The organism is Paenibacillus sp. strain BS8-2 (assembly GCF_054483835.1).
The window spans coordinates 2,163,849-2,177,129 of sequence record NZ_CM137010.1 but is presented as its reverse complement, the minus strand read 5'-3'; the positions used below and the strand labels follow the sequence as shown (position 1 = coordinate 2,177,129).

The 13,281-nt window shown below is 51.5% G+C and carries 13 protein-coding genes and 1 other RNA gene; 2 read left to right on the top strand and 12 right to left on the bottom strand.

Features of this window, described 5'->3' with window-relative positions; all coding sequences use genetic code 11:
* Nucleotides 1–36 precede the first annotated feature (36 nt).
* The 11 genes from ACX1C1_RS09580 to ACX1C1_RS09530 form a co-directional block, all read right to left on the bottom strand.
* Entirely contained in the window at nucleotides 37–282 is a 246-nt protein-coding gene (locus tag ACX1C1_RS09580) for a hypothetical protein (protein ID WP_458956853.1), read from the bottom strand.
* On the bottom strand, nucleotides 251–838 hold the full coding sequence (locus tag ACX1C1_RS09575) for a transposase (RefSeq protein ID WP_458956852.1): 588 nt from the start codon (nucleotides 836–838) through the stop codon (nucleotides 251–253). Before ACX1C1_RS09575 ends, ACX1C1_RS09580 begins: the two co-directional genes overlap by 32 nt.
* A 170-nt stretch (nucleotides 839–1,008) precedes the next feature.
* Nucleotides 1,009–1,374: a transfer-messenger RNA gene (gene ssrA / locus ACX1C1_RS09570) on the bottom strand.
* Nucleotides 1,375–1,690: 316 nt separating this feature from the next.
* Nucleotides 1,691–2,173: an SsrA-binding protein SmpB gene (smpB, locus tag ACX1C1_RS09565; RefSeq protein ID WP_458956851.1), complete on the bottom strand. Its 483-nt coding sequence runs from the start codon at nucleotides 2,171–2,173 to the stop codon at nucleotides 1,691–1,693.
* Between the two features lie 190 nt (nucleotides 2,174–2,363).
* Nucleotides 2,364–2,564, bottom strand: a complete 201-nt coding sequence (locus ACX1C1_RS09560) for a cold-shock protein (RefSeq protein WP_068678946.1) — start codon at nucleotides 2,562–2,564, stop codon at nucleotides 2,364–2,366.
* A 322-nt stretch (nucleotides 2,565–2,886) separates the two neighbouring features.
* Nucleotides 2,887–6,102, bottom strand: a complete 3,216-nt coding sequence (rnr, locus tag ACX1C1_RS09555; protein WP_458957644.1) for a ribonuclease R — start codon at nucleotides 6,100–6,102, stop codon at nucleotides 2,887–2,889.
* A gap of 155 nt (nucleotides 6,103–6,257) precedes the next feature.
* The gene (locus ACX1C1_RS09550) at nucleotides 6,258–7,751 is read right to left on the bottom strand and encodes a nicotinate phosphoribosyltransferase (protein ID WP_458956850.1); all 1,494 of its coding nucleotides are present in this window, start codon (nucleotides 7,749–7,751) and stop codon (nucleotides 6,258–6,260) included.
* The gene (locus tag ACX1C1_RS09545) at nucleotides 7,748–8,572 is read right to left on the bottom strand and encodes a ribose-phosphate pyrophosphokinase (RefSeq protein WP_458956849.1); all 825 of its coding nucleotides are present in this window, start codon (nucleotides 8,570–8,572) and stop codon (nucleotides 7,748–7,750) included. Before ACX1C1_RS09545 ends, ACX1C1_RS09550 begins: the two co-directional genes overlap by 4 nt.
* Nucleotides 8,573–8,910: 338 nt before the next feature.
* The gene (secG, locus tag ACX1C1_RS09540) at nucleotides 8,911–9,147 is read right to left on the bottom strand and encodes a preprotein translocase subunit SecG (protein ID WP_458956848.1); all 237 of its coding nucleotides are present in this window, start codon (nucleotides 9,145–9,147) and stop codon (nucleotides 8,911–8,913) included.
* Nucleotides 9,148–9,232: 85 nt separating this feature from the next.
* Nucleotides 9,233–9,382, bottom strand: a complete 150-nt coding sequence (locus tag ACX1C1_RS09535; RefSeq protein ID WP_458956847.1) for a hypothetical protein — start codon at nucleotides 9,380–9,382, stop codon at nucleotides 9,233–9,235.
* Nucleotides 9,383–9,395: 13 nt separating this feature from the next.
* A complete protein-coding gene (locus ACX1C1_RS09530; protein WP_458956846.1) occupies nucleotides 9,396–10,604 on the bottom strand; it encodes a YhgE/Pip domain-containing protein in 1,209 nt (402 codons plus the stop codon).
* A gap of 155 nt (nucleotides 10,605–10,759) precedes the next feature.
* Here ACX1C1_RS09530 and ACX1C1_RS09525 point away from each other — a divergent pair, with 155 nt between their 5' ends.
* Nucleotides 10,760–11,392: a TetR/AcrR family transcriptional regulator gene (locus ACX1C1_RS09525; protein WP_458956845.1), complete on the top strand. Its 633-nt coding sequence runs from the start codon at nucleotides 10,760–10,762 to the stop codon at nucleotides 11,390–11,392.
* Between the two features lie 76 nt (nucleotides 11,393–11,468).
* Entirely contained in the window at nucleotides 11,469–11,780 is a 312-nt protein-coding gene (locus ACX1C1_RS09520) for a YbjQ family protein (protein WP_458956844.1), read from the top strand.
* Between the two features lie 170 nt (nucleotides 11,781–11,950).
* Here ACX1C1_RS09520 and eno read toward each other — a convergent pair whose 3' ends face one another.
* Nucleotides 11,951–13,243, bottom strand: a complete 1,293-nt coding sequence (gene eno, locus ACX1C1_RS09515) for a phosphopyruvate hydratase (protein ID WP_458956843.1) — start codon at nucleotides 13,241–13,243, stop codon at nucleotides 11,951–11,953.
* Nucleotides 13,244–13,281 lie beyond the last annotated feature (38 nt).

Here is a 13,281-nt window from a genome sequence, read left to right as displayed (position 1 = left end):
AAATCACCTACGGTGACTTAGCGTGCTAGCCGACGGTTATTCTTCCGCCGGCTTTTTCTTTCTTACCAAGTCTCCATTACATTCTGGACAAAAAAACACCGGGCTCTCTCCTGGTTCCAATCCATATGAGCATTCTCCTACAATGAAGTCAGGGACTGGATCTATACACCCACAATCTACGCAAACATAATCAATGAAGACCTCATCATCATCATCAAAGGAAAATAATTCAACCGATTCTACCTTTTCGCTATCCTGTTCCTTGCCTTTCCTTTCGTTCATTGGCCCGCACACCCCATTTCTTTTTATATGCTCGTTCACTTTCCTCATCGTAATAATGAATTCGTCCATAATCTGCATGCCAAATAACCACAAGCAACATCGTTTTTTTGCAACAGGGACAGGCAATCGGATCCCGTTCATAAGTCTCCAGCATCCGCTCCCGGTACGTCTTTCTTCTCTGTTCCTTTGGCGGGAACGTCATTTCAATTTGTTTATGAACCATGTACCGCCATAAGTTAATGATCTTTTGCGACGCTTTATTCTTGCTTCTGCTGTATAGGCCATACCGACCCACCATTCGGAAATGCTTGGGTGGGATGTGTTGAACCAGATCATAGATAAATTTCATGACAGGGGCTACCACATCCACTCTTTTCCCTGTCTGGTGGTCCTCATACCAGTCGTGCACCTTGTTATAGTCGTACTTGATGATCCGATATTCTGCAATCGCCGGCCGGGCCAAATAACGTCCAATATACTTGGCCGCTCCGCGAGCATCCTTCATTCGTTGTTCTGCGTTGACATAGAATCCATGCTTGAAGCTCCCAAAAGCCATGGAAGTGATCCTTTAGAATCCGCTTAACAATCCCTCGTTTCTTCCATGTCTCTCGCTTCTCCATGTTCATCCCCCCAATTATTTCGACATACTTATCCACAATTTTAACTGATGCATAATTTCCTAAACAACAAAAAAGACACCTGACACGGTGTCTCCTCTGATAGGTTTGGTGGAGGCGAGGGGATTTGAACCCCTGTCCGAAGATCACGCCACACGGCTTTCTACGGGTGTAGCTGCAGTTTTGATGTCACCTACGAAGACCCCCTGCAACACGGTTCCTCATAGGTCAGCCTGATTGTCTTCTTCAGCACACCCCAGGCGGAGATGTGACAGCGTATCCCACTAAAGTTGGGCCCTCATCCCGGTACATGGGCGATACAGAGCGAGAGCACGAGAGCAGGTTATTAAGCTGCTACAGCGTAGTTTGTTTGTTGTTTGCCATTTAATTGGCTTTAGCGTTGATGAAGCAGACGACTCCCTGCTACCCGCTGGCACGCGCTCGTCCAATCCCCGTCGAATCCATAAACGCCCCCGAATTTGGCATAACCGTCACCATGTCAATCGCTTGCATCAATAACAAGCCATCTTGACATCCAACGACTAGCGCATCCTCAGGAACTCCAGGATTAACGATGAGATGACTACGCAAGTCAATTCATCTGATGTTGCAATCTTGCTAAGTGTTGCTCGTTGCTGCGAAGTATTGCTCGTTGCTACAAACTTAGTATACCACGCGTCCAAACAAAAAGCTCAGGATTGTTACTGGCAAGGTTGGACGAAGCAACCATGGCAACTCATCCAATGTTTGAACAAGTGTGTCGATATCGCAATAACTTAACTTAACTTAACTTAACGTGCCACCTTCTGCTTCTCGCGAAGCGCACGCTGTATGTCACGTTGTGCGTCTCGTTTGGCTGCGGTGTCGCGTTTGTCGAATTGCTTCTTACCTTTGCCGAGTCCAATTAGCAGCTTAGCGTAGCCATTGCGTACGTAAATCTTAAGCGGCACGATGGCGTATCCGTCGCGTTTGACCAGACCGAGCAGCTTGTGAATCTGCTCCTTGTGCAGCAGCAGCTTTCTGGCTCTTGTGGGATCGCTTGGATTGTGCATATTGCCTTGCTCGAACGGACTGATATGCATGTTGTGGATGAACATCTCTCCATCGCGGATCGTGGCGAAAGCGTCACCGATATTCGCTCTGCCATTACGAAGCGATTTGATTTCTGTTCCCATCAGCACCATGCCCGCTTCGAACGTTTCCTCGATGAAGTAGTCATGGGATGCTTTCTTGTTCTGGGCAAGCACCTTGCCGTCACTCTTCTTAGTGCCCATGCCATTCACCTCGTCTTCCGTCAGCGTATCCCGGCCATTGGCTTGCCGGTGTTTCTCATTGTAACAACTTTATATAGGGAAATCAAGGATATGCGGCTGTAGCGTTTGGCTTAAACGATTCTCTACCCATTCGAACAAGAAAGACCGCCCCTAACCAATGGTTAAGGACGGTCTATTCGGAATTAAGCTATTACAGCTTAACTACGTTCTCAGCTTGAGGACCGCGGTTGCCTTCAACTACGTTGAATTCTACGCGTTGGCCTTCTTCAAGAGTTTTGAAGCCTTCGCCTACGATTGCGGAGAAGTGTACGAATACATCGTTGCCGCCTTCAACTTCGATGAAGCCGAAACCTTTCTCAGCGTTGAACCATTTAACTGTACCTTGTTGCATGTGGAATTACCTCCAAAAAGTGTATTAATATGCGCCTGTTTCGTTATTAAACAAAAAATTCACACATTGGAAAGGGTTTCATGACTCTAATGACACCCTTTTCAATATGTGAATTCAGGTTCATATCATCGATTCGATTGCCTTTAGTTTATAATACCCGCCGCCAAAAAGCAAGCGACAAGCCTAAATATATTTTCCCAAATCGTCCAGTTGACGGTACGCTTCGGTCATACCAGCTTTCCGCCCTTCAGTGAGGGCACCAAGTCTTTCCCGAAGCGTTACCGTTTAAGTATTGCCAGATTGGGGACAATTTATATCCTAATTATTTACGATTTTTGCGTACAAATGCGGCTGTAGCGTTGCCGCCGCTTTTCCGCTTCCGCTTTTTCTTAGGTTCTCCGCCTTCCACAGAGGCTGCTGTAGTTGAGGATTCCGCAGCAGATTTCGTTGCCTCTGCGTTGCTGCTTCCATTGAAAACGCCGCTCGTCGTTGCGTTTTTCCTGCGTCCGCCGCCACCGCCGCCACCGCCGCCGTTACCTCCGCCTCCTGGGCCTGGTCCTCTGCCGCCATTGCCTCGACCTTTGCCGCCGCCGGGCTTGCCACGACCGCCACCGCCGCCGCGACGACGGCTGTTGCTGTAGAAGAAGCCGTCATCGTCGCTGCCGTGACCGCCATCTCCTCCATCATCACGCCCGCTGCGTCGTTCTGGCAATGCCTCCGATGCAGGCAGCGGAAGCCCCCACATGTCTGTACGCTTCTTTCCTCTTGCATGATCGCTTGCTCCAGACTGTCCTCGTTCCAGGCTTGGCTGAGCACCATTATGCTCGCGAGTGCCTCTGTCCGAACTGCTTGCTTCAAGGGCAGCTTCTCTGCTCGCACCGTCGCCGCCAACGCTCGATTCGCCTTCGCGATACTCAACCCATCGGTTATCCGCATCAAACGTTCCTCCACCGATAACCCACGGATTACCGCCTTGAGCCTGACCATGACCCCGGCCTTTTCCGCCTTGTGAGCCCCTGTTTCCTGCTCCGCCGCGACCACCTTGCCCTCTCCGGTCTCTGCCAGCTGGGGCTGATGATCTACCTCCAGCATTACCACTGGACGCTGAATCGCGACCTCGGCCTCCACCTTGACCTCCACGGCCCGCCTGACCTCTTCCGCCTTTGCCCGCATCGCCGCTACGTCCGCCGTTGCCGCCTGCCGCACCGCGGCCGCCCTGGCCTCCCCGCGCATCGCCGCTTCGGCTGCCCTGACCGCCTCCGCGTCCATCCGCGCTTCTGCCGCCGCGACCATCATCGGCACGCTTGCCATAGCCGCCGCGTTTGCCGCGTCCGCCGTTGCCGGCTCCAAAGCCGGCGTCCGCTACACCTTTGTACTGGCTACGCGGCTTCATATCGACCATCTCGAAGTCGATATTAAACTCCTCCATGTCGACACGCGATACGCGGATCTTCACTTCGTCGCCAATCCGGTATACCTTGGAGGTACGTTCGCCAATGAGCACCATATGAAGCTCGTGGAAGTGGTAATAGTCGTCATGCATATCGCTCAATCGGATTAACCCTTCAACCGTGTTCTCTAGCTCGATGAACATGCCAAAGCTTGTTACGCTGCTGATGATGCCGTCGAATTCTTCACCGACTTTATCCAGCATAAACTCACATTTCTTCAGCTTATCCGTGTCTCGTTCCGCGTCTACCGCTACCCGCTCCCGTTCAGACGAATGCTGAGCAATATCCGGCATACGCGCCGTCAAGGCTTCGTGACGAGCTTCCGTGAGTGCTCCGCCACCATCAAGCACTTCGCGAATGATCCGGTGAATCACGAGGTCAGGATATCGACGAATCGGTGATGTGAAGTGGGAGTAGAACTCGGCAGCTAGGCCGAAGTGTCCCAGGCTCTGCGAATCGTATTTGGCCTGCTTCATGGAGCGAAGCATCATTGTTGAGATGACGGTCGCTTCCTTTGTGCCCTGAATCTCCGCAAGCAGAGACTGCAACGCTCGCGGATGCACGGAATTGCCTTTGCCCTTCACCACATAACCGAAGTTTGCCGCGAACTGCATAAACGTCAACAGTTTTTCTTGATCGGGATCCTCATGAATCCGGTACAGGAACGGCACGCGCAGCCAGTGGAAGTGCTCCGACACCGTCTCGTTTGCCATGAGCATAAACTCCTCGATGATCTGCTCTGCAACGGAGCGTTCGCGCTTGACGATATCGACCGCTTTGCCGCTTTCGTCGACGATTACCTTAGACTCGACGAAATCGAAGTCGATCGCTCCCCGCTTCATCCGTTTGGAGCGCAGACCCATCGCCAGCTTCTCCATTAATTCGAACATACCGAGCAGTCCTTCATATCGTTCCTTGAGCTCAGTCTCAGGCTCCTCCGGTGTCGCCTGCAGAATACGCCGTACGTTCGTATAGGTCATCCGCTCCGTCGTGCGGATCACGCTTGTGAACACCTCATGACCCACGCGCTTAAGCGTCTTCGAGTCAAATTCCATTTGGCAAGTCAACGTCAGACGATCCACTTGAGGGTTGAGCGAGCATATCCCGTTAGACAGTCTGTGCGGCAGCATCGGAATAACACGATCCACAAGATAGACGCTTGTGCCCCGGCGATAGGCCTCCTGATCCAGCTCAGACTTCTCGCGCACGTAATAGCCGACATCGGCTATATGCACGCCAAGCAAATAGTTGCCGTTCTCCAATACCTTTACATGCACAGCATCATCGAGATCCTTGGCATCTTCGCCGTCAATCGTTACGATAACCTCTTCACGCAAATCTCTGCGCCCTTGCTCACGGATTTCATCCTCCGTGATCGTCTCCGGAGCTGCTTCGGCTTCAGCCATAACATCGTCCGGAAATCCTTCCGGCAGCTGATGTTTGCGGATGACCGACAGAATGTCGACGCCCGGATCGTTTTTGTGACCCAGGATCTCCACGATCTCACCTTCGGCTGCCGATCTTCCTTCGGGATACGAGACGATACGCACGACAACCTTCTGCCCAGTGACCGCCCCCTTGAATTCGCCCTTGGCGATAAAGATATCCCGATTAATCCGTTTGTCGTCCGGAATGACGAACCCGTACATCTCGTGGTTCTCGAACGTACCCACGACCTGTGTGATGGCGCGCTGCACGATCCGTGCAACCTCACCTTCCATTCTTCCGCCGCCCTCGCTCTTCGCCGTAATGCGAACAAGCACGATATCGCCGTTCATGGCGCTCTTCAGGTCATTGGCGTGAATGTATACATCCGGATGATCCTTCTCATCCGGGATCAAGAAGGCAAAGCCCTTGGCATGTGCCTGCAGCTTGCCGCGAAGCAGATTCATCCGCTCCGGCACCCCGTACCGCTCGTTGCGCGTACGGAGCACTTTGCCCTCTTCCTCCAGCTTATTAAGAAGCTTCAGGAATTCCTTGAATTCCGCCGCTCCAACGATACCGAAGTGTGCCTCCAGCTCCTGGTACGTCATCGGCTTATAAGCCGTCTCTCTCATAAAATCAAGCAGTTCCTGCTCGCGCTCCACCATGGATGGTCCTTCTCCTCATGAACCGCCGCACCTCGCCGGACTAGCATTGGGCTATCCGCTTCTACGGCCGGTTGATAGAAAATCATATACCAAGTAGTATACACGAAATAGGAGGCTCGCATCCTTCTGCTCAGAATATTTTGCCAGTACGCCTATTGAAGTCGGTCAAGCAATCTGCCCCGGATCTCGCCTAACGTATGCTCCCGCACGAGTTTGCCGTCCACGAATACGTCCTCCAGCAGATCCTCTTGCTCGAACGTCTCGTATTGCACGCGGCTTAAGTTATCCACATAGGTTATGACGCCATCGTTCTCCACAACGCGCACAAGCCCCGTTTGCGACTTCTTCATTTTGTTGCTGTCTGTTTTGGGATCTTTAAAAATAAGCCTTTCCTCCCCATTCACCACCGTAAATGTCGATTTTAATGCGAACCCGAATGTGTCGCGTGTATTGTATTGGTAAGTGAACGAGCCAATGCCGTATACCATATTGGTCGATGCGAACCCTTTGTCCGCCAGCTTCTCGCAAATTTCTCTGCAGCGGTCGATCGTGATGGCATCTCCGTAGATCGCACCGATGTGGCTGTCCAACTGCTTGAAGCCCTTCTCCGTCACGGTACCGCCAAAGATCTCCCACAGCAGTTCAATGACTCCTTTGCGTTCGAACACATCCTCCGCATCCGGATCGCCGCATAAAATAAGCACGGGATCCCCGCTGTCCGGTCGAATGACCACTTTGCCGTCACGGCTCATAATATCCTCTTTCAGTCCGCGTATTACCACATCAATAACGCTCCAAAGATCCCAAGTATCCGATACGATCGATACGAAGCCCTCCGGATATACCTCCTTGATCAGGTAACGGTACGAAGCCATCTCATCGCGGCCATGAGCGCACATGACGCTATGCTCCGTCGCCGGAATCGAGGTGCCGACCAGCTCGTTCTCCATATTTGCGCCGTAGTGGTTCTCCAGGTACAGAATTGCAGGAATGGTGTCTGTGCCTGTGAACGATAAGAGATGACCTGCGCCGCTGCTCATCGCGGCTTCCAGCGATCCCATCCCGCGCATCGAGAAGTCATGGCCCTGGAACGGTACAAACGACGTATCCCCGTTCGTGCGACGAGCATATTCCTCTAGAATTTGACGGTACTCGAAAGCAAGCGTCGCACTGTTGGCCGGCAGCCACAGCTGGCACGACATTAGCGTCTCCAAATAATTGGTCAACCAGAAGAACGCAGGATTCGTATTTTCGATCGTCAGCATAGGCACTTTGATTGGCACGAGTGTGCCTTCCTTCACAGCTTTGACACGAATCGGCAAGTAACCAAGCTCATGCAGCTCACTGATATGTTCCGCATCCGGCTCCGCAACCCCAAGAGCATAATGGATAACCCGCTTATACTCCTCCACCACCTCCGCCTTTGGCCTACTGAAGAAATGCTTGTCGAAATAGGTCATCAGATACTCCTTCACAAACGACTGGAAGCCGAACGCAATGACATGCTCCACATCCTTGACGCGGCTTGTTCTTGCCGTCCATGTCGAGTAGACAATCTCCGTTCCTTTAGGATACTGATTCTTGTGGCTCACCTTGTAGAAATCGCATAGCAGCGTTGCCGGGTATATAAATGGATTCGTTGTCATTTGTCGTTCCCTCCGATTGGGGTAATGTGAAGCTGTTCCGTTGCTTGTTGCGTATCCAATATCGTATCCGTCGTAAATACTTGATCAACCAGTCCGCTGCTTAACAGCTCCCCCTTAAAGATCGCGTTCTCGCAATGTCCCACCACCAGATACACCTCGGTCGCTCCTGCTGCTCTTAGACGCTCCGCGCTGCGAAGGAATGTGCCTCCATACGAGCAGAGATCGTCGACGATTATCGCCTTGAAGCCCTTCGTGCCCGCATCAATCGATCCAACAATCTCCAAGCTCCGAATCTCTCCTGTAGCGAAATCTCTTGATTTGAAGCCGACTAGCTGCTTATATCCGTTGACCTTGCTGTAACGCTTCTGAGCGCCTGCATCGGGGAAAAACAGATAGTCTCGACTGGCGTCGAACTTTGTTTCCTCTAGTACTTTCGCAAGCAAGCCCATTGTCGGGTACTCCGCCCTGCTTCGATCCACTAAGGCCGGCGTCACGTCGGAGTGCGGCTCGATAATCGTTACTTCTTCGAAGCCGAGACCATTCAAGAAGGCCGCCGTATGCTTAAGCGTGAAGACGGAATCACCTTCCACCCTGTCCATCCGGCTATACGGCATGTAACGAACGATAAGCGAAGCTGTGTGGCGAAGCTCATCCAGGTGACGTTTGACAAACATCAGCTTGATCAGGTCTCCGTCATTCTCGTATTTGAAGTCGAGTCGGTTGCTTACCGCCGCTAACCGCTTGATCGCCTCGCCATCTACCAGCGTCTCCCCGTTCGGGAATGTCTTGAACGTTAGCGCCACACCGTTTAACGCGATCATTCCATTCACATCCTTCATAACTTCTATTTGATATAATCATAATGACTTTATCAATTTTTGTCAATCGTCGCCTGCAAAAATAGGCCCAATGCCCCATCGATAGCTGTTCGTCGCACGAGGAGGCACAGCTAAGTCGTCCACTGTCGGCGGGGCGCATTTCATGCCAAGATCAAAAAAAAGCAGCCCCTTATGAATGGAGCCACTTCATCGATGCTACCGTTTAACCTTCGTCCCGTACATGCGCTGCGAACGCATTGATCACCCTCATCATAACCGGACCCCGTTGTCGCAGCAATGCAAAAAAAGACGAGCGATCGCCCGTCTTCATCTTACATATGTTATTGATTAACGAAATAAGAAACGATCAGCGCCAAAATGAAAAAGCCAGCAGCAAACGCAATAGTGAGACGTTGCAGGAACAAGTCCAGGCCGCGTGCCTTCTGCTTGCCGAACAAGTGCTCAGCACCACCTGTAATCGCTCCGGACAACCCGGCGCTCTTACCCTTCTGCAGCAATACGACAGCAATCAAGCCGATCGAGAATATAACGAGCAGGATCTTCAATGCGATATCCATTCCATCCACCTCCAACGTACCTCTCCGTAAAAACACATAAACCGATTGTACCATAGCTGTACACGATTTACAATAGGACAAGCCATCAGAACTTCAACTTGGCGCGCAAACGCCTGACTGCGTCGGGGTCAACGCCATTTCTATAGCTGCCTTGCATACGTACACCTGAGCCCACATGCACCTCAGAAATTCCGGTCTGTTCGATAAAGGTACGAATATGGGCTGGATCCTTCATAATCTCCTCCAGCTTATTGCACGGATGACGTCTTGTACGAATCATGTGAGGTTTGAGGCTGTCGGATTGCAGAGAGCAGCAACACGACTAGACTACCCAACCCAATCCACACGAGTGCAGCCACCGAACCCGTCCATTGCAAACCGTTACCATAGAAGAAGAGCTCTCGCAAACCTTCGACCAGGAACCTCATTGGCAGCCATACATGCACCCAGTCCCGATAGAAACCGTTCATAAATTCGGGGGGCATAGATAATAATGGCGCGCCAAAGAACAATAGAAGCACAAACATAACAATTCCCTTGATCCCCGTCCAAGACAGTACCGCAGAAATCATTAAATAGAAAACAAAGATCGCGATCGCCATAAACAGCCCCATCTCGCCGATGTTCGGAACATCGAGATCCAGGAAGCCGTCCGCCAGCCAAGCAGCAAGATATCCCGCAAGCAGCGCCAGCACAAGACCAATGCCCGTTTGAAGCAAACGTCCAACCACTCTGCCAGACACCGATCTGATCGTCGATCCCGATTGGGCAAATGCAATAGCTCCAATTGCAGCCCCCGCGATGCTGGCCATCCATATCGGCTGGAACAAGGAGATCGGCGCGTTAGCTCTCGCAGCGCTTGCTCCCGTCTCGTTCACGTTCGTCATTTGTGCTTTGATCGGCATAGCGATCAATGCCGCTTGCGAAGGCTTAAGCATAGTTCCGCTGGCCTCGAGTCCTTGCAATAGCTCCGTGCTAATCGTGCCGTTCATGGTTGCCACCATACCATTGACCATTTGGGTGATCATATTGGCAGCCGTGGCATTTTTGCCCTGGTTAATCAGCACCTTAAGCTCGGGCTGGATCGGCTCAGCCGAACGCAACGATAGCTGCTTCGCGGAGAAATCCGCTGGAATGATCATCGCAGCATAATAATCACTGTTATCCAGCCCCTCCATCGCTAGCTCTTCGGAAGATAACGCCACCCACTTTACAGGCGACGCTTCAGCCCCTGCAGAGCCGCCCGAAGCTCCTTTCATTTGCTCGACCATCGTCTCACCAAGCTTCATCTCCGTTCCATCTGGCAGCTTGGCGCCTTCATCCAGGTTAACAATAGCGACCGGCATCTCGACCGGTTTCATCGTGGCCGACGGATATAACGTAAGCATAAAAATCGATAATACCAACATCGCAATCAGCGGCGAAGCCACCAATAATTTATTGCTGAGTACTTTCATACGAATACACTCCCTTTATCTATCATTACTAAACACTGTGTTGAATAATGCTCATCATGTAGAGTATAATATTTTTAACACAGACACAATAAGCAACATTCCCTTATCTGTCGCAAACTAAACAGATTGCCCCTATCTGTTGAGGAGGTCCACCCATGACACAAGATTCAGGTTCGCCGGACAGGCGTGTGCTCCGAACGAAGCGAGCGATTCGGGATGCATTGACAGCGCTTATGGAGGAGAAAGGCTTCGACGGTATCACGGTCAAAGATTTAACGGAACGGGCAGATATTAACCGCGGTACCTTCTATATTCATTACAAGGACAAATATGATCTGCTGGAGCAAAGCGAAGCTGAAATTATCGGGGCCATCGAATTCATGGCTGCAGAAGGATTTCAGAACATCCTGCATGATAAATTATCCAGCAGGGACAGCGGCATTGTCGTCCCGCCTCCTTTCGTGCAGAAGCTCTTCGTCTACTTGCAAGAGAATGCAACCTTCATGCGTGTCGTGCTTGGGCCCAAAGGAGACCCCTCCTTTCAGAATCGACTGCGGGAAGTGATACGCGCTCGCTCCATTCCTATTCTCAGTAGCAGCGGCAGAGAACTATTGGTCCCCATCGATTATTTGACCGCATACGTAAGCTCTGCCCATCTCGGCGTCATCCAGGACTGGCTCGACAACGGTATGGATCAACCGCCTGAGCGGATGGCCGAGATTCTTTCCAAGCTTACATTCCTTGGACCAGGGAAGGTTGCAGGCATTACGCGTCAAAAGGAAACGTAGTTTAATCAGCGCCGTACTATCAGTAAGCATTATCACCATCAACAAGCAATATCCCATTCCAAAGGAGGCACTACCTATGATTATGACAACGACTTCCAACGTCGAAGGGTACCCGGTCAAACAATATTTAGGAATCGTAACAGGCGAGGTCATCATGGGAGCCAATGTTCTGCGCGACTTCATGGCTTCCATTACCGACATCGTCGGCGGACGTTCCGGCGTATACGAGACGAAGCTCCAAGAAGCGCGCGATGCGGCGTTTGCAGAGATGACGCAGAAGGCCCATCGCCTCGGTGCTACCGCCATCATTGGCTGCGACATCGACTATGAAGTAATCCGCGACGGTATGCTCATGGTTGCAGTTAGCGGTACAGCCGTTTTGGTATAAGTTCCCGCCATCAAGCTTGGTAGCCTCGCTATTTAAACCACAACAAACCACAACAATTAAAACGCCCGCCGACCTCCTCTTATGAGGAAGCCGACGGGCGTTGTTGTGTGTGCCTGCCTATAAGCAAGCCTTTATTCATAAGGACAATGCGGCGCTTGGCCGCATACGTCTTATTTGAAGTTTTTCAGGTTGTAGAAGGCTGCTTTGCCGCCGTATAGAGCTGTGGAGCCCAGTTGGTCTTCGATACGAAGCAATTGGTTGTACTTCGCTACGCGGTCTGTACGGGAAGGAGCGCCTGTTTTGATTTGGCCAGCGTTAGTTGCAACCGCGATGTCAGCAATTGTGCTGTCTTCGCTTTCGCCCGAACGGTGGGAGATAACCGCTGTGTAACCAGCGCGTTTCGCCATTTCGATCGCATCGAACGTTTCAGTCAGCGTACCGATTTGGTTCACTTTAACCAAGATGGAGTTGCCCACGCCTTGCTCGATACCGGAGGACAGACGCTCTGTGTTCGTTACGAACAAGTCGTCGCCAACGAGCTGCACTTTGTTGCCAAGCTTCTCAGTAAGAAGCTTCCAACCTTCCCAGTCGTCTTCGGAGCAGCCGTCTTCGATCGAAACGATCGGATATTTCTCCACCCACGAAGCAAGCAGGTCAACAAACTCAGCAGGTGTGAAGGATTTGCCTTCGCCAGCAAGCACGTATTTGCCGTCCTTGAAGAACTCAGTGGAAGCCACGTCCATACCCAGGAATACGTCCACGCCAGGCTTGTAGCCAGCGCGCTCGATTGCGGAGATGATTGTTGTGATAGCTTCTTCGTTGGAACCAAGGTTCGGTGCGAAGCCGCCTTCGTCGCCAACAGCTGTGTTCAGACCTTTGTCATGCAATACAGCTTTAAGGTTGTGGAAGATTTCTGCGCCGATGCGAAGAGCTTCTTTGAAGTCAGATGCGCCAACTGGCAGAACCATGAACTCTTGAACATCGATATTGTTGTCAGCATGCTCGCCGCCATTGATGATGTTCATCATTGGAACCGGCAGCGTCTTAGCGTTGAATCCGCCAAGGTATGTGTAGAGAGGAACGTCAAGCGCGTCAGCAGCTGCGCGAGCTACTGCCATGGATACAGCCAGGATCGCGTTTGCGCCAAGCTTCGCTTTGTTAGGCGTTCCGTCCAGTTGGATCATTTTGCGGTCGATTGCTACTTGATCAAGCGCGTCCAGACCGATAATTTCTGGTGCGATAATTGTGTTTACGTTATCAACGGCTTTCGTAACACCTTTGCCGAGGTAACGGGATTTGTCGCCATCACGAAGCTCAACAGCTTCATAAGCGCCTGTGGATGCGCCGGATGGCACGATTGCGCGTCCTTTGCCGCCGGATTCAAGGGCAACTTCAACTTCTACTGTTGGATTCCCGCGGGAGTCCAGCACTTCGCGTGCGTATACATCAACGATAATAGACATAGTAGATACACTCCTTTTCGATTTTACATCATGATTTG